This is a genomic window from Actinotalea endophytica, assembly GCF_025717005.1.
Taxonomy (GTDB): Bacteria; Actinomycetota; Actinomycetes; order Actinomycetales; family Cellulomonadaceae; genus Actinotalea.
The window spans coordinates 188,937-208,808 of the sequence record NZ_JAOVZU010000010.1; the positions used below are offsets into that span (position 1 = coordinate 188,937).

16 protein-coding genes are annotated in these 19,872 nt (G+C 72.5%); 9 read left to right on the plus strand and 7 right to left on the minus strand.

Annotation, left to right across the window (positions count from 1 at the left end):
• Positions 1-73 precede the first annotated feature (73 nt).
• On the minus strand, positions 74-679 hold the full coding sequence (locus tag OEB99_RS16940; RefSeq protein WP_263578474.1) for a hypothetical protein: 606 nt from the start codon (positions 677-679) through the stop codon (positions 74-76).
• 178 nt (positions 680-857) lie between these two features.
• Between OEB99_RS16940 and OEB99_RS16945 the strand changes: the two genes are divergently transcribed.
• Positions 858-2,924: an elongation factor G gene (locus OEB99_RS16945; RefSeq protein ID WP_263578475.1), complete on the plus strand. Its 2,067-nt coding sequence runs from the start codon at positions 858-860 to the stop codon at positions 2,922-2,924.
• 75 nt (positions 2,925-2,999) lie between these two features.
• On the opposite strand, the gene OEB99_RS16950 is transcribed toward OEB99_RS16945, so the two are convergent.
• Positions 3,000-3,917, minus strand: a complete 918-nt coding sequence (locus tag OEB99_RS16950) for an NAD-dependent epimerase/dehydratase family protein (RefSeq protein WP_263578476.1) — start codon at positions 3,915-3,917, stop codon at positions 3,000-3,002.
• A gap of 141 nt (positions 3,918-4,058) precedes the next feature.
• Here OEB99_RS16950 and OEB99_RS16955 point away from each other — a divergent pair, with 141 nt between their 5' ends.
• Both OEB99_RS16955 and OEB99_RS16960 read left to right on the plus strand, forming a co-directional pair.
• Positions 4,059-4,772 carry a TetR/AcrR family transcriptional regulator gene (locus tag OEB99_RS16955; RefSeq protein WP_263578477.1) on the plus strand — a complete coding sequence of 238 codons (714 nt, stop codon included), beginning with the start codon at positions 4,059-4,061 and terminating at the stop codon, positions 4,770-4,772.
• A gap of 128 nt (positions 4,773-4,900) precedes the next feature.
• The gene (locus tag OEB99_RS16960) at positions 4,901-5,521 is read left to right on the plus strand and encodes an L-threonylcarbamoyladenylate synthase (protein WP_263578478.1); all 621 of its coding nucleotides are present in this window, start codon (positions 4,901-4,903) and stop codon (positions 5,519-5,521) included.
• Positions 5,522-5,541: 20 nt separating this feature from the next.
• Here OEB99_RS16960 and OEB99_RS16965 read toward each other — a convergent pair whose 3' ends face one another.
• The 5 genes from OEB99_RS16965 to OEB99_RS16985 all read right to left on the minus strand — a co-directional run bounded on the left by OEB99_RS16965 (position 5,542) and on the right by OEB99_RS16985 (position 10,967).
• Positions 5,542-6,093 carry a DnaJ family domain-containing protein gene (locus OEB99_RS16965; RefSeq protein WP_263578479.1) on the minus strand — a complete coding sequence of 184 codons (552 nt, stop codon included), beginning with the start codon at positions 6,091-6,093 and terminating at the stop codon, positions 5,542-5,544.
• An 8-nt stretch (positions 6,094-6,101) separates the two neighbouring features.
• Positions 6,102-6,839, minus strand: coding sequence for a tetratricopeptide repeat protein (locus OEB99_RS16970; protein WP_263578480.1), 738 nt, complete (start codon positions 6,837-6,839; stop codon positions 6,102-6,104).
• A 73-nt stretch (positions 6,840-6,912) separates the two neighbouring features.
• Complete coding sequence (locus tag OEB99_RS16975; protein ID WP_263578481.1) at positions 6,913-7,890, minus strand: Gfo/Idh/MocA family protein; 978 nt, start codon at positions 7,888-7,890, stop codon at positions 6,913-6,915.
• A 166-nt stretch (positions 7,891-8,056) separates the two neighbouring features.
• Positions 8,057-9,868 (minus strand): carbohydrate-binding domain-containing protein, encoded by a 1,812-nt coding sequence (locus OEB99_RS16980; protein ID WP_263578482.1) that lies wholly within the window; start codon positions 9,866-9,868, stop codon positions 8,057-8,059.
• Positions 9,869-10,034: 166 nt separating this feature from the next.
• On the minus strand, positions 10,035-10,967 hold the full coding sequence (locus OEB99_RS16985; protein WP_263578483.1) for an NADP-dependent oxidoreductase: 933 nt from the start codon (positions 10,965-10,967) through the stop codon (positions 10,035-10,037).
• A 223-nt stretch (positions 10,968-11,190) separates the two neighbouring features.
• On the opposite strand from OEB99_RS16985, the gene OEB99_RS16990 reads away from it, so the two are divergent.
• The 6 genes from OEB99_RS16990 (at position 11,191) to OEB99_RS17015 (ending at position 19,766) form a co-directional block, all read left to right on the plus strand.
• Positions 11,191-11,628: a nitroreductase family deazaflavin-dependent oxidoreductase gene (locus tag OEB99_RS16990; protein ID WP_263578484.1), complete on the plus strand. Its 438-nt coding sequence runs from the start codon at positions 11,191-11,193 to the stop codon at positions 11,626-11,628.
• A gap of 724 nt (positions 11,629-12,352) precedes the next feature.
• Entirely contained in the window at positions 12,353-14,263 is a 1,911-nt protein-coding gene (locus OEB99_RS16995) for a DUF4914 family protein (RefSeq protein ID WP_263578485.1), read from the plus strand.
• A gap of 193 nt (positions 14,264-14,456) precedes the next feature.
• Complete coding sequence (locus OEB99_RS17000; protein WP_263578486.1) at positions 14,457-15,002, plus strand: YbhB/YbcL family Raf kinase inhibitor-like protein; 546 nt, start codon at positions 14,457-14,459, stop codon at positions 15,000-15,002.
• A gap of 124 nt (positions 15,003-15,126) precedes the next feature.
• Entirely contained in the window at positions 15,127-15,879 is a 753-nt protein-coding gene (locus OEB99_RS17005) for a sulfite exporter TauE/SafE family protein (RefSeq protein WP_263578487.1), read from the plus strand.
• Between the two features lie 158 nt (positions 15,880-16,037).
• Positions 16,038-18,284 (plus strand): glycoside hydrolase domain-containing protein, encoded by a 2,247-nt coding sequence (locus OEB99_RS17010; RefSeq protein ID WP_263578488.1) that lies wholly within the window; start codon positions 16,038-16,040, stop codon positions 18,282-18,284.
• 186 nt (positions 18,285-18,470) lie between these two features.
• The gene (locus OEB99_RS17015) at positions 18,471-19,766 is read left to right on the plus strand and encodes a glycosyltransferase (protein WP_263578489.1); all 1,296 of its coding nucleotides are present in this window, start codon (positions 18,471-18,473) and stop codon (positions 19,764-19,766) included.
• Positions 19,767-19,872: the final 106 nt, after the last annotated feature.

Sequence of the window (19,872 nt, forward strand, 5' to 3'; positions counted from 1 at the left end):
CCCCCCCCCCCCCGCCCCCCCGCCCCGCCCCCCCCCCCCCCCGGCCCCCCGCCCCCCCCCCCCCCCCCCGCCCTCACTCCGGGCAGCGCGGCAGGTCGGAGCCGTCCTTCGTGACGACCTCCGCCGTGAACCGCGCGGGGACGACGGTGCGCCGGCTGACCGGCCCGAGATCGGCCGTCAGGGCGATGCCGTCCATGGCGGACATGGCCTCCGACCCTCCGGTCTGCGTGCAGGCCGGCGCCCGGAGGACGACGTGCACGGCCAGCTCGTCGCCGGGGCCCAGCGTGGTCCCGGACAGGAGCGGTGACGAGTCGTCCGCCGACATCCCCAGGTCCACCGTCGAGACCCCGGGCCCGGTGAGGGTGTCCGCGCCGAGCCACGAGATCGTCACCGGGATCAGGCCGTGGTTGGTGACGTGGACCACCGTCGAGCAGGTGCCGACCTCGTCGTCCGGCGACACCCCGGTGCCGGTCGGGATCGTGATCACACAGCCCGACGAGTCGTCGGTCACGGCCTCGTGGTCGGACGACAGGTGCGGCGTGGCCAGCCACAGGGCCCCGAGCGCGACGGTGAGCAGGACGAGCGCACGAACCGCGCCGCTCCACACCGTGCCGCGCCACCCGTCCGGCTGCTTCGGCGCAGGGCCCAGCACCCCGGTCGCGGGGTCGGAGATGGTCATGGCGGCATCGAACACCCGGGCCGACACCGGGCACCAGCACTCCCGCGCCGGCATCCGGGTGGCGCTCCGCTCGAGGGAGCGCCGGGCGTCGTCGTCCACGGCCCTAGGTCATGTTTGTCGGTCGCCGCGGCGTGACTAGCCTGGGCCACCAAGGGCCACTCCAACGAAGGAGAAGCACATGGGGACGGCGGCGACGCCTTTCATCCGGAATGTGGCCCTGGTGGGCCACAGCGGTGTCGGTAAGACCATGCTGGCGGAGGCGCTGCTGCACCGCGCCGGCATGGTCCAGAGGCTGGGGTCGATCGAGGACGGCACGACCGTCTGCGACACCGAGCCGGAGGAGATCAAGCGCGGCATCTCGCTGTCGCCGGCGATCGCCCCCTTCGAGTGGAAGGCCGGCGACGGCACCACCTACACGATCAACCTCGTCGACGCCCCCGGGTACGCGGACTTCGCCGGCGGCATGGATGCGGCGTTGAGCGTCGCGGACCTGGCCGTCGTCGTGGTCAGCGCGGTCGACGGCGTCGAGGTCGGCACCGAGCTCGCCTGGAAGCAGGCCACGGCCCTCGGCATCCCGCGGATGGTCTTCGTCACCAAGGAGGACAAGCAGCACGCGGACTTCCACCGGGTGCTCGGCCAGCTGCGTGAGCTGGTCGGGTCGGGCCTGGTGCCGCTCGAGCTGCCGATCGGCGAGGAGGAGGCCTTCCACGGCGTCGCCGACGTGCTGTCCGACCAGGGCTTCGACTACGACGCGGACGGTACCCACCACGTGGCGCCCATGCCGGACGACGTGGCCGCGGAGGAGGCCGAGCTGCACGAGCAGGTCGCCGAGGAGATCGTCTCGGGCGACGACGAGCAGCTCGAGCGCTACCTGTCCGGCGAGGAGGTCAAGGCCGCCGAGCTGGAGCACGCACTCGTGCACGAGGTGCGCGACGGCCAGGAGTTCCCGGTGCTGATCGGCTCCGCGGTCAGCGGCGTCGGCGTGGACCGCCTCGCGGACTTCATCTGCGAGCTGGGACCGTCGCCGGCCGACCGGCCGACCGTCGTGACGCTGCCGAACGGCGACTCGATCGACGTCGCCGCGGATCCCGAGGGCGACCCGCTCGCGCACGTCTTCCGCACGGTGGCGGACCCGTTCGTCGGACAGGTCTCACTGTTCAAGGTGCTGTCCGGGACGGTGCGCAACGAGGACCGGCTGACGAACTCCGTGTCCGGGACCGAGGAGCGCGTGCACGGGCTGTTCAAGCTCCGCGGCAAGGAGCACCTGCCGGTCGACGAGGTCCAGGCAGGCGACATCGCGGCGCTCGCCAAGCTCTCCGCGACGCCCACCGGCTCGACGCTGTCGAAGAAGGGCACCAGCGTCGCCGTCCGGGGCCCGGCGCACCGGCCGACCCCGTACGCGCTCGCGCTCAAGCCGCTCACCCAGGCCGACGACGACAAGCTGTCCAGCGCGCTGCAGCGCCTGGCCGGCGAGGACCCGACGCTGCTGGTGGACCGCACCGAGCACCAGACGATCCTGCGCGGCACGGGCGACACCCACCTCGCGGTCGCGCTCGAGCGGCTGTCCCGCAAGTTCGGCGTCAACGTCGAGACCGAGGACGTCAAGATCGCCTACAAGGAGACCATCGCCAGGCAGGTCGAGGTCGAGGGCAAGATCAAGAAGCAGTCCGGCGGTCACGGTCAGTACGCGGTCGCGATGCTGCGTGTCGGCCCGAAGCAGCAGGGCTCCGGGAGCGAGTTCGTCGACTCGATCGTGGGTGGCGCGATCCCGCGCAACTACATCCCCGCGGTCGAGAAGGGCGTCATGGAAGCCATGGACACCGGCGGCGCGCACGGGTTCCCCGTGGTCGACGTCCGGGTCGAGGCGTTCGACGGCAAGGCCCACTCGGTGGACTCCTCCGACATGGCGTTCCGCACCGCTGCGGCCCTCGGGCTCAAGGAGGCCATGGCCAAGGCCGGCACCGTGGTGCTCGAGCCCGTGTCGATGGTGACCGTGACCGTTCCCGGCGACCTGCAGGGCGACGTGATGGGCGACCTGTCCTCGCGGCGCGGCCGGATCGCCGGCACCGAGATGCACGAGGACGGCTCGTGCACGATCCAGGCGATGGTCCCCGAGTCGGAGATCAGCCGCTACGTGCTGGACCTGCGCTCGCTGACCGGCGGCCGCGGCTCGTTCGTCGCGGAGCACGACCACTACGACATCGTGCCGTCGCACCTGGTGGACAAGCTGCCCAAGCCCGAGTGAGCTCAGCCGCTGAGCCCCCTGCGCGTCCTGCGCGGGGGGCTCGGTCGCGGGAGGCGGCGCCCTGCGGCCGTGCGCTCAGTCGCGGTAGGCGGCGACCTGGTCGGCGACCTGGTGCTCCCACGGCGTGGGCGCGAGCCCGAACGTGGCCTGCGCGGCGGTCGAGTCCATCACGAACGGCTCGGTGAACTGGTAGAGGACCTCGCGCACCTCGCGGATCGTCGGGACGGCCAGTCCGGCGCTCCACAGCAGCGGGTAGGGGATCGAGCCGAGCCGCAACGGGACGCCCGCAGCCGCGGCGAGGTCGGCCATGGACTCACGCTGGGTGCGCGGCTCGACGCTCGGCACGTGCCACGCCCGGCCCCAGGCGCGCTCGTCGAGCGCGACGGCGGCGACCATGCGGCCCATGTCGGCCGCGAGGGTCCAGGTGTGCGGCTGGTCGAGCGACCCGACGAGCTGCACCCGCTTGCCCGCGAGCAGGGGCTTCATCGCCCGGTCGCCGAGCCGGTTCTGCGAGCTCGGGCCCATGTAGTCCGACCCGCGCAGCTCGACGGCCCGCACCCGGCCCGCGTCGTGCGCGGCCTTCGCGTCCCGCCACATCCGCGCTCGGACCTGGCCCTTGACGCTGGTGGCGGCGAGCGGCAGGTCCTCCGTCATCGGGCCGTCGACCGGCCCGTAGCCGTACAGGTTGGAGACCGTGACGAGCACCGCGCCGGTCCGCTCGGCCGTGGTGAGCAGGGCGGCCGCGACGGGCGGCCAGTCCACCGGCCAGCGGTGGTAGGCCGGGTTGGCTGCGTTGACCAGCACGTCGGCACCCGCGGCGAGCCGGGCCAGCGCCTCGGCGTCGGCCGCGTCGGCCGCGGCCCGCTGCACGCCCTCGAGCTCGGGGCCGGACCCGCTGCGGGTCACCACGACGACGTCGTCGCCGCGCTCGACAGCTGCCCTGGTCACCGCGGTGCCGACCTGCCCGGCCCCGACCACGACGTAGCGCGCCATCACTCCTCCAGATCAGTGGACGCATCCGTGAACGGTGTTCACTCTGGCTGTCCGCGGAACCGTGGTCAAGACTGGTGCTCGCATTCTGGAACACTGTTCTCGATTGTTGCCGGCGTTCACGACGTCGGGAAGGATGGCGGCATGCCGAACCGCGCGCGACTCGCCCGGGAGCGGGCCCACGCCGAGGTGAGTGCCGAGATCCGCCGCGTGGCGCGCGACCAGCTCGCCGAGGTCGGCGCACCCGCCCTCTCGCTGCGCGCCGTAGCCCGCGAGATGGGCATGGCACCCTCCGCACTCTTCCGCTACCTCCCGAACAAGGACGCCCTGCTCACCGCACTGATCATCGAGAGCTACGACGAGCTCGGGGAGGCGGCCGAGCAGGCCGAGGCCGCCGTGCACACCGAGCCCGTGACCGCGCGGTGGTCGGCGATCTGCCATGCGGTGCGACGCTGGGCGCTCGACCACCCGCACGAGTACGCGCTCGTGTACGGCTCCCCCGTGCCCGGGTACGTCGCCCCGCAGGACACCGTCGGGCCCGCGACCCGGGTCGCGCGACTGCTGTCCGCGCTGCTCGGCGACGCCCTCCGCGAGGGGCTCGAACCGCCGACCGGGCCGCCCACCGAGGAGACCGCCGCCCGGCTGCACGCCACCATCGCGCCGGTGCGCGCCGACCTGCCCGACGAGGTACCCGACGAGCTCGTGGTGCGCGGTCTGATGGCCTGGACGTACCTGTTCGGCGCGGTCTCCTTCGAGGTGTTCGGGCACCGCACCTTCGGCGTGCTCGACGACCCCGCCGCGTTCTTCGACTACGAGGCGGGCCTCGTCGCGCGGCTCCTCGGGATCATGCCGACCTGAGCCGCGCGGGCACGACGCAGGCCCGGCGCGGGGCCGGTACGACGCGGCGGGCACCCGACTCGGAGCCGACGGCCCGACGCGCGCCCGTCCAGCACGAGGCGGCCCGCGCGCAGTCGTACGCTCGCCTCGTGGCACGTCTCGTCGAGATGCACCCGCGGGACCCGCAACCCCGGGCCCTCGCGCAGGTCGCCGCGATGCTGCGCGACGACGCCCTGATCGCCTACCCGACCGACACCGGGTACGCGTTCGGCGCGCACCTCGACAGCCACACCGCTGCCGACCGGATCCGCCGGATCCGTGGACTGTCCGAGCGCCACCACTTCACGCTGGTGTGCGCGGACTTCGCCCAGCTCGGCCAGTTCGTGTACCTCGACAACCGGCAGTTCCGGGCGATCAAGTCGGCCACGCCCGGCCCGTACACGTTCATCCTCCCGGCGACCAAGGAGGTGCCCCGCCGGCTCGCGCACCCGAAGAAGAAGACGGTCGGCGTGCGGATCCCGAGTCACCCCGTCGCCCTCGCCCTGGTCCGCGAGCTCGGCGAGCCGCTGCTGTCCTCCACGTTCCTCCTGCCCGGCTCGCAGGATCCGCCCACCGAGGCGTGGACCATCAAGGAGGAGCTCGACCACGTGATCGACGCAGTGATCGACGCGGGCGAGGTCGGCCCCGAGCTCACCACGGTGGTCGACTGGTCCGGCCCGGACCCCGAGGTCGTGCGCGTCGGCGCCGGCGACCCCGAGCGCTTCTCCTGAGGCCGGTCCTGGCCGAGCGCTCAGCGGTCGCGGCCGGAACGCCGCCGGACCCAGGCTGCCACCTCGGCCTCGGCGTCGCGTGTGTCCGTGATCACCGGCGGCCCGCCGAGCAGCTGACGACGGGCCTCGATCACCCGCCGGTTGAAGTCGGCGACCTCGCGTCGCACCTCGTCGGCGTTCCGCAGTGCGTCGAGCCGGTCGTCCAGCGCCGCGTCGTCCTTGCGCAGCTGCAACGCCTCGGGGAGCACCCCGGTGATGTGCTCGCGCTCGATGAGACCCTTGAGCCACCAGTCCGGGTCGTGCCGGCCGTTGATCCCCGGCAGCGGCCTGCCCGCGTACGGGTTGTGGTCGAAGTCGCCGCGCTCGATCGCCTGGTCGATGACGCGGTCGACCCACAGGGCACGCTGCTCGATCCGGGCGGCACGCGCCGCCGCGATCTCGGCCTCGGTCGGACCCTCCTGCGCCGCCCGGTCGGCGCGATCATCCGGCAGCGCGTGCGGCAGCGTGCCCGAGTCGCGGTCGGCGCGGTACCGAACGGCGTCCAGGTGCGGGTCGGTGCTCCGGTCGGTCATCGTCCTCCTCAGCCGTCGAAGCCGACGGCGTCCTCCAGCGCCTCGATCTCCTCGTGCACGTACGGGTCGTCCGGCCGCTGCTCGGCGAGCACCCGCTGCATGGCCAACGCCTCCACCGGCCGGCCCAGGGCCCGCAGGCACCGTGCGATCGCCCACCGCGCGACCTGCTCCTGCTCCGGCCCGCCCAGCTCGAGCGCGGCCCGGTGCGACGCCTCGAAGCGCTCCAGCGCTTCTGCGTAGCGCCCGAGGTCCATCAGGTCCCAGCCGCGGTTGTTCTCCAGCGCGATCGCCCACCGCCGGGTCTCCGGGTCGGCCGACCCGTCCACGATCGCCATCGCGCGAGAGGCCCAGACGTCCGCGCGGTCGGGGTCGGCGATCGCGAGCATGTGCAGCGCGTCCACCTCGAGGGTCTCCAGGCCGCCCCACTCCGCGGCGACGGCCGCGGCCTCGAACGACGAGAGCGCGGCCGGGACCTCGTCTGCGTCGCGCTGCAGCCGGCCACGCTCGAGCATCGTGCGAACCGCGACGGCGGGCGTGATCGGCTCGAGCGCGTCGAGCACGTGATGGGCCTCGTCGAACCGCTTCTGCAACCCGAGCGCGCGCGCGACCTGGGTGAGCAGCTCGCCCTGCCGCCCGGGCAGGGACGCGGCGCCGTCGGCCGCGGCACGCAGCACGGCCTCCGACTCCTGCGGGTCGTCGAAGTGCCACATGGCCCGCAGCTCGGCCGCCCCCAGCACGTCGTTCATCCCACCATCGTGCGGTGTGATCGGCGCCGACGACAGTCCCAGACGGCAGGGAACCTCGATCGGACGGTTGCCGTCAGACCTCGCCGGCGAAGATCAGGTCGATCATGGCCTGTGTGCCCCGCGCGTCCTCGAGGGTCCACGGGTACGGAGCGGCCTCGTCCCGCACACGGCGAGCGAACGCCTGCATCTGCAGCACGTACTGGCGGACGGTCGGGAAGTGCTCGACGCGCTCGGTGTCACCGTGCACCACGTGCACCTCGGCGCCGCGGTACACGCCCGCGTTGAACGGCGCGGTGAGCCGGATCATCCCGGTCTCGCCCTGGAAGGTGACCTCCTGGCGCGGGTAGAGCCGCATCGATGTGATGGAGGAGTACGTGAACTCGCCGGTCGCGCCCGCCATGGTGCCGGTGACGTGCGCCCACACGTCCACGCCGTTCTCGCGGCGGATCCGCGCCGAGAGCTCGACCGGCTCGGCGCGCGCCGCGAACCGGGCCGAGCCGTACGTGTACACCCCGATGTCCGGGATGGAGCCGCCGCCGGTCTCCGGCCGATTGCGGATGTTCGCGACGTCGGCCGAGTTGTCGTAGCTGAACACGGTGTCGACATGACGCAGCGCGCCGATCTCGCCCTCGTCGATCAGGCGCCGCACGAGCTGCCACTGCGGGTGGTGGACGATCATGTACGCCTCGGTGGCGAACAGCCCGGTGGCGTCGCGCAGCGCGATGAGCCCGTCGACCTCGTCGGCCCTCATCGCGATCGGCTTCTCGGTGAGCACGTGCTTGCCGGCCTCGAGGGCCTTGCGCGCCCACTCGACGTGCAGGTGGTTCGGCAGCGGCAGGTACACGGCCTCGATCGCCGGGTCTGCGAGCAGCGCGTCGTAGCTGTCGTGCACGCGCAGGTCGGGCGCGAACGCCTGGAACGGGGCGGCCTTGTCGGGTGAGGACGTCGCGAGCGCGGCGAACCGCACCCCCTCGGCCTCGTTGAGAGCGCGGGCGGTGTGCTTCAGGGCGAAGCTCGACGCGCCGAGCACACCGACGTTGACAGGGTCCATGGGTCCTCCCGGGTCGACCTCGCCAGCGTAGTCAGGCACAGCCCCGGGTCGCGCCGGTGGTCTCCGGCGGGCCCGGCGGTGACACACCTGCAGCGCGCGGACAGAACGGCGCCGCCCGGGTCCCTCGGGAAGGGAGGACCCGGGCGGCGCCCGGGCGGGGACCCGCCTACCCCGCCTGGACCTCGCCGAGGCTCGACGCGCCGGTCAGGTCCCCGTCTGCGGACCAGTAGCCGACGCTCTCCCCGGCGAGCGAACCGCCCACGTAGATCGAGTAGGAGTCCCCGGCCACCAGGTCGGGGGAGCTGAGCACGAGCGACGAGAACTGCTTGGGCGACTCGAAGGCCGCGATCACGTCGCCGTCGGACGAGACCACCTGCACCACCGTGCCGGCTGCCTGGGTCGAGCCGAACGCCACGTTGAGCACGGTCTGGCCGCCGCTGTCGGGGGACTCGGCCATGCCAGAGCTGCCGACCGCGATGAGCGTGCCGCCGGTGACCGAGAACGTCCCGTTGACGTCGAGCGCACCGTTCCCGTTGTCGGTCGGTCCGGAGACCACGACGGTGCCGCCCGTCATCGCGATCGAGCCGTTGGAGTCCAGGCCGTCGCCACCTGCGTCCACCACGACGGTGCCGCCGTTGAGGTACAGCCACGATCCGTCGTCGGCGAACATGTCGCCGCCACCGCCCGCCGGGCCGCCGCGGCCACCGTTCTGCTGCGCCGTCGAGGTGCCCGAGGAGTCCGCCCCGCCCCCGGCGTTGATGCCGTCGTCGGACGCAGTGACGTCGATCGCGCCGTCGTCGATGGTGATGACCGCGGACTCGAGGCCCTCGTAGGAGGCGGTCACGGTCACCGTGCCACCGGTGATGTCCAGCGTGGCGTCGGCGTGCGCACCGTCGTCGCCGGAGGCGAGGGTCAGCTCGCCGCCGCTGATCGCGATCGCACCGTTGGAGTGCAGCGAGTCGTCGGCGGAGTCCACGGTCACGGTGCCGCCGGCCACGATGACGCTCACGGCGCCCTTGAGGCCCTTCGCGGAGGCGTCCGCCGCGACCGAGGCGGTGTGCCCGCCGCCCGCCGTCACGTCGAGGGTCCCCCCGGCGACGATGACGTCGGTCTCGGCATCGAGCCCGTCGGCCGCGGCGTCCACGGTCACGGTGCCGCCGTCGACCTCGATGTAGCCGCGGTCGGCGTCCTCGGCGTTGTCGGCCTTGATGCCGTCGCCGCCGGCGGTGACGGTGATGTCACCGTCCCGGACCACGACGTAGTCCTTGCCGCGGATCCCGTCGTCGACCGCGTCGACCACGATCGTCGGGCCGTTGATGACCAGGCCGTCCTTCGACGTGATCGCGTCGTTGGCGTTGCCGGTGACCTCGAGCGTGCCCGAGCCGGCGATGGTCAGGTCGGCGGTCGAGAAGAGCGCGGCGTTCGGCTCGTCGGTGCCGTCCGGGTAGACGTAGGTGGTCGCGTCGGTGAGCGTGTTCGTGGTCCCGTCGGCGACCCACACCATGACCTCGTCGGCCTGCGTGACGACGAACGGCGCCGAGGTGGAGCTCGTGATGTCGGCGTCGTCGAGGATCACCCGGACGATGCCCTCGTCGGTGGTCTGCACGACGATCTGCCCGTCGGTCAGCGTGCCGGACACCCGGTAGGTGCCGGCGGCGGTGATCGTGACGGTCGAGCCGTCGACCACGACGGCCGACGAGTCGCTGGTCGCGCTCGAGCCGCTCAGCGTGATGGCGACCTCGTCGGCGGTGTCCCACTCGTAGTCCTCGGCGTCGTCGTGCGGCGTCTGGTTGTCGGTGTTGACGTCCGCGGCCTGGGCTGCGTCCGTGTCGCTCGTGCTCGAGTCGCTCGTGGCCGTGGCCGACGACGTGGTCGTGTCGGTGGTCGTCGAGGCCGCCCCGGCGCCACAACCGGCCACGAGGGCCAGCGCGGCGGCCAGCGTCAGGGCCTTGGCGGTGCGGGAACGGGTGAGTCTCATCAGTGGCTCCGGGTGTCGGGGTCGATGAGACAGGTGTACGCAGCGAGTCTGGGCGTTCCTTGTGAGACCCGTGAGGACGGGTTGTGACCCCGGGGCGGGGGCGCCGGCGCGCGCCCGACGGGTCCGCGCGAGCTCAGGCCACGCTGAGCCGGCGTTCGCTCGACGCTCAGTCGACGCTCAGCACGATCTTGCCGTGGGTGTGATGGCCCTCGAGCAACCGGTAGGCGAGCCGCAGGTCGGCGAGCGGCAGGACGGTCGCGATCGGTACCTCGAGCTCACCGGTCGAGGCGAGGCGGACCAGCTCCTCGAGGACGTGCGCCTGGGCCGCGGACTCCTGCCCGAGGTTGCCGGCGCCGAACCGCCGCGCCGCACCCATGTCCACCACGGTGTCGATCCGGTCCGGCGGGACGCCGAGCAGCTCGACGGCGGCCTCGACGTACCCGTGACCGAAGCAGTCGACCAGGGCGTGCACGGGACCCCCGGCCGCGTGCGTGACGGCGGCGGCGATCTCCGCGACCGTCCCGGCGTGGTCCACCGGCACCACACCGTGCTCGCGCAACCACGAGTGGTGCTGCCGGCCGGCGATGCCGACGACGGCCGCCCCGGTGCGTTGCACGAGCTGGACCACGAGGCTGCCGACCCCGCCGGCCGCGGCCGAGACCAGGATCGTCTCGCCGGGTCGCGGGGCGACCGCACGCACGGCGGCATAGGCCGTCATGCCGGCCAGGGCGAGCCCGCCGCCGACCTCCCAGCTGACGGTCGCGGGACGGTGCACGACGTGGTGGCGCGGCGCGACGACGTACTCGGCGAGCGCGTCGTGGCTGTGACTGAACCCGATCACCTCGGACCCGATGGCGAGGTGGTTGACCCCTTCGCCGACCTCCTCGACCACACCGGCGAAGTCGCAGCCGACCCCGGCCGGGAAGGTCACGGGGAGGATCTCGTCGAGCTGCCCCTCGATGCGGGGCAGGTCGTCCGGGTTGACGGCCGCGGTGCGGACCCGGACCAGCAGCTGGCCGCGGCCCGGCGCAGGTCTGGGGACGTCGCGAACCTCGAGGACGTCGACGTCGCCGTAGGTGTCGAACTGGACAGCCCGCATCACGGTCTCCCTCCGGCATCGTCGCCTGGCTCGATCCTGACACGATCAGGCGCACCCCGGCGCGGTGGGGCGCGGTCGGGACGACGCGGGTGCTCGCCGGCGGCCCGGTGGCGGCACGAGGGCGGCACGGGCGCGGCACGGGGGCGGGCTGCGGGCAGCGCGGCACGGGCGCAGACCGCCGGGCCGGCGGAATGCGAGCGAGGCGTCGTGGGTTGCACCCGGCATGCCTCTGCACGGTGAGTACGCACCTTCGACGTCCGCGTGGGCGCGCGACCAGGCCGAGCGCTACGAGGCGTCCGGTGGCACGGAGGCGGCCACCCTGAAGGGCCGCCCGATCATCGTGCTCACCTCGGTGGGCGCCCGTACGGGCAAGCTCCGCAAGACCGCGCTGATGCGGGTCGAGCACGGCGGCGAGTACGTCGTGGTCGCGTCCAAGGGCGGCGCACCGGAGCACCCGGTCTGGTACCACAACCTGCTGGCCCACCCGCTGGTGGAGCTGCAGGACGGCGCGGTACGGCGGGACTACCGCGTGCGCGAGCTCGACGGCGTGGAGCGGGACCTGTGGTGGCGGCGCGCGCTCGAGGTGTGGCCGTCCTACGAGGAGTACCAGGAGCGGACGGATCGCACGATCCCGGTGTTGCTCCTCACCCCCGCGGAGTAACGCTGCTCACATCGTGAGACGCGATGCGTCCACAAGCGCCGATCCACGGCCCGGCACGCCCGACCGGGCGCGGATGACCCGCCCTTGACCCTCGGCCCGTCGACCGCCGACCCGAGCACGGCACGAGGCTCGTGAGGCGCGCCCGGCGGCCGGTCGCCCGACACTTTCTTGACCCTGGCTTTACTCGTTGCGGAATGCGCTTGTGGCTGCCTTGGAATGCATTCTCGTGAGCAGCCGGTAACAACCGTGTGAAGCCATTCCCCGGGGACCAAAGACCCCCTCAGATCTGGCCGTTGAGCACCGATGATGCTCATGTCCGCACAAGCGCGAAACCGTAAAGGTGAGTCCAGAGATGTCGCCCGTCACCATCGAGATCGTTGACCAGATCGACCTCGAGCTCGAGCACCTCGACGACACCGCTGACCAGTTCCTGTTCTGGGACTGACCGCAGCCGTGTCCTGATCCCGGACACCGTCCGCGTCGCCCTCGTGGCACGCCGCGACCGGTGCCGGTGACTCGCTCACCCCGTCGGCTCGCCGTCTCACGGAGCGGCGCCGACGCCCTCCTCGCTTCATGATCGGTCGCTCGTTCCGACCCGGTCCAGGCCTCGCGCGCAGCACCCGAAGGTCCCACCGCCGCTCGGCGGGCCCCACCTACCGTCTCGGTACAGTTCCTCAGGCGCCCGCCGCTGTGCGACCTGCCCACCTCGAGCGAGGAGCCCTCCGTGACGACGATCGCCCACCGTCCGCTCATCCCGGACGTCACGCTGCCTCCGGCAGTGCGCGAGGCTCTGGACTCGTGCCTCGACGTGACGATCCCCGCGACCCGCGAAGAGCTCTACTGGCTCTCCCTCGGCCCTGAGCGCGGACCGAAGTTCGACGTCTCGTACGAGGTGAACGGCACGCGCGTCAAGGAGGTCGACGTCGTCCGGTGCACCAACGGCATCGCGGTCAACTACGTCGAGGACTACATGCGGCGCCGCGACCCCGACTGCATGCGGATCGCTGACGACCTGCCGAGCAACAAGCCCCGCTACCGCGACGTCTTCGGCGCCGAGTTCGCCCCGGTCAAGGCCGAGACGCTGCAGTGGCTGTCCCAGCAGTCCCTGATCGTGGTGCCGTTCAAGGCCGGCGGCCTGACCTTCGGCTCCCCCTCGATCGCGATCATGCCGGCGAACGCGGCGTTCTTCGGCACCGCGCTGATGGACCTGCAGGGCTGGGTGACCTTCGACGAGCTCGGCCCGTTCACACCGCGGTCGATCCTCTACGTGGCCCCGCCGTTCCGGCACACCCACTTCGGCGGCAAGCAGGTCGTCGTGCACGACCGGACGGACGACCTGCACGAGGTCTACGCCTACAACCTGTACCCCGGGCCGAGCGCCAAGAAGGGCGTGTTCTCGGTGCTGCTCGACATCGGCGAGCACGAGGGCTGGGTCACCGCCCACGCGTCCTCGGTGCGGGTCACCACGCCGTACGAGAACGAGACCGTGGTCATGCACGAGGGCGCCTCCGGCGGCGGCAAGTCCGAGATGTGCCAGGACATCCGGCGCGAGGACGACGGCCGCATCCTGCTGGGGTACAACGTGGTCTCCGAGGAGCCGTACCACATCACGCTCAGCCAGTCCTCGAAGCTCGAGCCGGTCACCGACGACATGACCCTGTGCCACCCGGCCGTCCAGGACGGCTCCGGCAAGCTGATCGTCGCCGACGCCGAGGACGGCTGGTTCGTGCGGGTCGACAACCTGCAGTCCTACGGCGAGGACTACGACCTCGAGAAGGCGTTCATCCACCCGAAGAAGCCGCTGGTCTTCTTCAACATCAAGGGCGTCCCGGACGCGACCGCGCTGCCGTGGGAGCACATCATGGACTCCACCGGCAAGCCGTGCCCGAACCCGCGGGTGGTGATCTCGCGCGCCGAGTTCGCCGACGTGGTGAACGAGCCGCAGCCGGTGGACATCCGGACCTTCGGCGTCCGCCAGCCGCTGTGCACGAGGGAGAAGCCCACCTACGGGATCATGGGCATGACCCACTTCGTGCCGCCGTCGATCGCCTGGCTGTGGCGCCTGATCGCACCGCGCGGCGACAAGAACCCGTCGATCGGGGCGACCGACGCCGAGCTCGCCACCGTGCAGCACGGCGGGATGATCTCCGAGGGCGTCGGCTCGTTCTGGCCGTTCTCGACCGGCACCAAGGTCGCCGGCGCGAACCTGCTGCTCCGCCAGCTGGTCGACGCCCACCGCACGCGCTACGTGCTGACCCCGAACCAGCACATCGGTGCCTACCGCGTCGGGTTCTCCGCCGAGTGGCTCACCCGCGAGTACCTCGCGCGCCGCGCCGGCCGGATCCGCAAGGACAAGCTGGTCGCCTCCCGCCTGCCGCTGCTCGGCTACACGCTCGCCGACATGCGGATCGACGGTCAGGAGATCCGGCCGACGTTCCTGCGCACCGAGCGGCAGTCCCGGGTCGGCGTCGAGGCCTACGACATCGGCGCGACGATCATCACGGACTTCTTCAAGTCCGAGCTCCGGCAGTACCTCACCGACGAGCTCGACCCGCTGGGCCGGGAGATCATCGAGCTCTGCCTGCGCGACGCACCGATCGAGGACTACGAGGCGCTCACGCCGATGTACGCCTGACACAGCAGGGGGCCAGGCCCGCGGGCGGGCGGCAACGGCGCCGTTCGTCCGTGGTCGGGCTGTCTCCTCAGGTGAGTCGGGCGCCCAACGCGTGGGCCCGCGCCCCGCGCGGGGTCGGGCCCTGCCGCCGGGTCGGGCGCCTCGCGCGGCACAGAGCGCGGTCGCCTTCGTCGCGCCGCGCTACGGTCGCACCATGACCGGGCGTCCGGCGGGCGGAAGGGTGGCGCGCGCGCTCCTGGGCGTCGCGGCGGTCGCGGCGTCCCTCGCCGGCTGCAGCAGCGGCACACCGTCCACGCCGTCCACACCGGTCCTCCGGCTCGAGGTGACCAGCACGGCCTTCGTCGACGGCGGCGCCATCCCGCAGCGCAGCACGTGCGACGGCGAGGACGTCTCACCCGAGCTGCAGTGGACCGCCGCACCGGACGGGACCGCGGCGGTCGCCGTCGTCGTGATCGACCGGGACGCCGGCGGCTTCGTGCACTGGGTGGTCGGGCCGCTGCCCGCGACCACCACGGAGCTGCCCGAGGGTGCGGGCTCCGACACCGCCCTGCCGCAGGGTGACAACGACTTCGGGGAGCCCGGGTGGGGCGGACCGTGCCCGCCGTCCGGCACGCACCGGTACGAGTTCCGGGTGATCGCCCTGGCCGAGTCGCCGCACGAGCCGCTCACCGCGAACGAAGCGCTCGGCGCGGCGGCCCTGGCCAGCGGCACGCTGACCGGGTCGTACCGACACGGTTGAGGACCGGCCTGATCGCGTACCGGTCAGCGGTCAGAGGGGCCGGACCGGTCCACTATTGTCATGATGTCTGGACCTGTGCGCGCCGCCGCGCACCCCTGCCGCCGCTCATCCGGGAGATGACACCGTGGAGCTGACCGTCGCCGTCGTCCTGGTCGGCTCGCTCGCGACGTTCGTCTTCGGCCTGTCCAAGACCGCGATCCCCGCCGTCGGGTCGTTCGGTGCGGCGCTCCTCACCCTGGTCCTCCCAGCGTTGCCCTCCACCGGGGTGGCGCTGCCCGTGCTGCTGGTCGGCGACCTCATCGCGCTGAGCTTCTACGCGCGGCACGTCGAGGTGAAGGTCCTGGTGCGGATGCTTCCCGCGGTGCTCGTCGGCGTCGTGACCGGCTTCCTGGTGGTCGACCACGTCGACCGGCACGTCGCGGCCCGGATCATCGGCGTCCTGCTGATCGTCAGCGGCCTCGGGGAGATCGCGCGACGCCGCAGGGCGGCCGCGCACGGCGGTCAGCCGCCCGCCGCCGGGCACTCCGACGTCGGGTCGCTCGCCCTCGGCGCGGGCGCCGGCTTCTCGACCATGGTCGCGAACGCCGGTGGCCCGATGATGACGCTCTACCTCCTGCGCCTCGGCGTCACCACGACGACCTTCCTCGGCACCGTCGCCTGGTTCTTCTTCGCCCTGAACCTGCTCAAGGTCCCGTTCAGCATCGGGCTGGGGCTGATCACGCCGCAGTCCCTGGTGATCAGCGCGGCCCTCGTGCCGGGCATCGTGATCGGCGCGCTCGTGGGCCGCCGCCTGGTGCTCGGCATGTCCCGTGCACTGTTCGAGAACCTCGCGCTGATCGCCACCACCGCCGCGGGAGTCTGGCTCCTCGTCGTCTGAGCGTCCGGTCATGGGACGGTCAACGATCACCCGTCCATGCCGCTCCAGATGGTCACGCGGGCGCAACAGGCACGACACACAGCGGCCTTAGCGTCGCTCGCACGTCGGCCGCCGCTGCTCGGCGCCTGGCCCACGCACTAGCCGGACGGGGGTGAGCCGTGTTCGACGTCGTCGACCCTTTCATCGGGACCGAGGCGACCGACCTCCCCACGCCCACCGGCCTCGCCGCCTCGTGGTGGCCGCCCAAACCGCTGGTCGGCAACACCCACCCCGGAGCGACGCACCCGCTCGGCATGGTGTCCGCGTGCGCCTACTCGGGGGCCTACCCGACCGGCTACGGTCGCTACGACCTCTCGCTCGAGGGCCTGCCCCCGGTGATGCACGACGAGCTGGTCGCGTCCGGCGTGACGCACTTCCAGCAGTCCGGCACCGGTGCGATCCGCAAGTACTACAACTACGTGCGCGTCACGCCGATGCTGCGCCCGCTCGACGACCTGGGCACCCTGTACGGGCTCAGCGACGAGCGCGCCGAGCCCGGCTGGTACGCGGCGACCCTCTCCAACGGCGTGCGCCTCGAGGTGACCGTCGGACCGAAATCCGCGGTGCACCGCTACACCTTCCCCCGGCACACCGACGCCCGCGTCGTCCTTGACTTCTCGCTGGGCGGCCTGGCGATCCCGTACGGCGCGACCGTGCCGCTGCGCGCCCACCTGCAGTCCCTCGCGCCGGGCGTCGCGGCCGGCGAGGTGGTGGTCGAGGGGGCGCCGCTCGCGGTGCACGTCGAGTGCGACACCCCCCAGTGGCGCCAGATGCTCTGGTACGACCGTCGGCTCATGCCCGGTGGAACCCGCCTGGACTTCGACCGCATCCGGCCCACCACGCTGCGACCGTTCGGGCTGATGTGGGCCGGTCCGAGCGAGCCCGGCGAGGTGGTCGAGCTGCGGATCGGCTTCTCGCTCCGCGGGGTCGACCAGGCTCGCCGCAACCTCGAGGCCGACTGCGGCACGGGTGTCACAGCGTTCGACAGCCGCCGCGCCGCGACCGCGGCGACCTGGCGCGAGCACCTCGGCAAGGTGTCGGTGGACGGCCCCGCGCCGCGCACCACGGTTCTGGGCACCGCGCTCTACCACTCGCTGATCAAGCCGAGCTTCGCGCACGGCGAGAGCCCGTTCTGGCCGACGCCGGGGCCGTTCGCGTTCGACATCTCGACGATGTGGGACATCTACCGGACCCAGCTCCCGCTGCTGACCACGTTGCTCCCGGACCGTGCGGTGGAGCTCGGCGAGGCGCTGCTGCACATCTGCGAGGAGGAGGGGAACTTCCCGATCGGCTACCGGATGGCGCGCGGCGCGGACCGGTTCTCCCGGCAGGCGAGTGCGCTCGCGCACACGTTCCTGGCCGACCTCGCCGGGATCGGGCTGAGCATGGACTGGGAGTGGGCGCTGGTCCACCTGCACAACGACCTGCGCCGCTCGTACGGCGAGGAGTACCTGCAGCGCGGCCGCGCCGAGCCGATCACCCACACCCTCGACCTCGCGTTCGGCTACTGGTGCACCGCCCGCGTGGCGCAGCGCCTCGGCGACCTCACGTTGCTCGAGCAGTTCGAGCCGCTCGCCGCCGGATGGGTCAACGCCTTCGGCGGCACCGGTCTGCTGCGCGACTCGACGTTCTACGAGGGCGGCGCCTGGAACTACTCGTTCCGCCTCCTGCACGACATGGCCGCCCGGATCAGGCTGTCCGGCGGGGACTCGGGTTTCGTCGACCAGCTCGACGCCTTCTTCGGCTTCGGTGCCGCACCGGTGACCTGGCCGGGGCTGCAGCCGAGCGCGACCGAGATGGCCGAGGGTTACGCGCTGTGCCGGTTCGAAGGGCTCAACAACGAGCCCGACATGGAGGCGCCGTGGGCCTACATGTACGCGGGTCGGCCGGACCGTACCGCCGAGGTCGTGCACCACGCGGTGCATCAGATGTTCGGCACCGGGCGCGGCGGCCTGCCCGGCAACGACGACTCCGGCGGCCTGTCCTCCTGGTACGTGTGGGCCTCGCTCGGGCTGTTCCCGGTGGCCGGGCAGAGCCTGTGGCTGCTGAACGCGCCGTCCTGGCGCGAGGCCCGGCTCGCGGTCGGCGATCGTGAGCTGACGATCGACACCGAAGGGTTCGTCGAGCCGGAGCACGGCGGAGCGCCACAGTTCGTCCGGTCGGTCCGGCTCGACGGCCAGGCCCTGGACCGCACCTGGATCACCGGAACCGAGCTGCACCGCGGCGGGCACCTGGTGCTCGAGCTCGGCCCCGAGCCGTCCGGCTGGGGCACCGCAGTCAAGGACCGACCACCCTCGCAGTCCACCGGCGGACCGTTCCCGAGCCTGGTCGCAGGTCCGCCCCCGGCCCCCGCACCGTTGCGCTGACCGGACCGACGGACCCGTGCAGCCCCGAGCTGCACCACCACAACAGCACAGCACCGCACCACGGCAGCACCGCAGCACCGCAGCACCTGAACCAGGAGCACCCGAACACGCAGCACCCGAACACGAAGTACCCGCACCACCCGCACGACCCACCGACCGGCTCCCGCCCGAGGAACGGAGACACCGATGGATCGCAGGCTCGTCATCGTCGTCCGCGCCGACCCCGTGATCTGCGGGCACTCCGGCGAGGCACGCAACCTCGCCGAGGCCGCCCTGGACCGCGGCTTCACGGAGGTGCGCATCCTGACCTGGCCGCTCGACCGCCTCGAGGAGACCGGCCTCCCGCTCAAGCCGCTGGACCGTGTGCTGCCGTACCGCGACGGCGTCGTCGTGGAACGGCCCGAACCGGTGGGCGACTACAGGGTGCCCGACGGGCGCTACCTCGCCGGTCTCACCGGGCGCCTCGTCGAGCTGTTCACCGATGGCGTGCCGACGGTGTGCCTCGCGCTGTACCTGTCCCCGCACGCGGTCGCCGTCGCGGACGCGCTGCGTGTCGCGGAGTCCACCGGGCTGCCCACCGCGGTGGTGACCGCGGCCGAGGCGGTCGGCTCGGACATCACGAACGTGGTGCGGGCGTGCGTCGCCGAAGGTCGCTGGGGCGCTGCCGCGCACGTGCTCTCGGCGTACCTGGCGCACGACGTGCTGCTCGCGGTCTCGGAGTACACCAAGGAGGTCGTCGTGTCTGCCGCCGCCGAGGTGGACGCGCGGCACGGCACGTCGTTCGCGGCGCAGCTCGAGCGCCGGGTGGCGATCTCCTACCCGGCGATCGACGTCCAGTCGTACCTGGACCTGGACACCGCCCGGACACCGGACGTGCTCGCGGCCCGCGGCCTGGAACCCGACCGCTACGTGCTGTACCTGTCCCGCCTCAGCCACGCCAAGGGAGTCGACGACCTGATCGCCGGCTACGCGTCGAGCGCCGCCGCCGAGATCATGCCGCTGGTGATCGCCGGCCGCGGACCCGACGCAGGGCGGCTCCGCGAGATCGCGGCAGCCTCACCGGTCGCGGATCGGGTGCTCTTCCTCGACGACGTCGACGACGCGGAGAAGCAGCACCTCATGGCGGGGTGCACCGCCTACGTCCTGCCGTCGAAGCCGACGCCCGAGTTCACCGAGACCTTCGGCATCGCCCTGGTGGAGAACATGCTGTCCGGCGGCGGACCCGTGATCACCACGGACACCGGCGGCATCCCGGAGGCCGTCGGGGACTGCGCGACGATCGTGCCGGTCGAGGACCCCGCGGCGATCACCGCGGCCCTGGACCGGGCGGTCGGGATGTCGGCCTTCGAACGCGACCTGCTGGTCCACCGGGCCCGGCACCACGCGGGTCAGTTCGACCGCGCGGTCGTGCTGGACAAGATCCTGCGCCGGGTCGAGGAGCTGCCGGTCTCGGCGGCGCCGCGGCTGCGCCGGGTCGTCTGAGCGGGGCGGTCCGAGCGGGGCGGTCCGAGCGGGGCGGTCCGAGCGGGGCGGTCCGAGCGGGGCGGTCCGAGCGGGGCGGTCCGAGCGGGGCGGTCCGAGCGGCGCG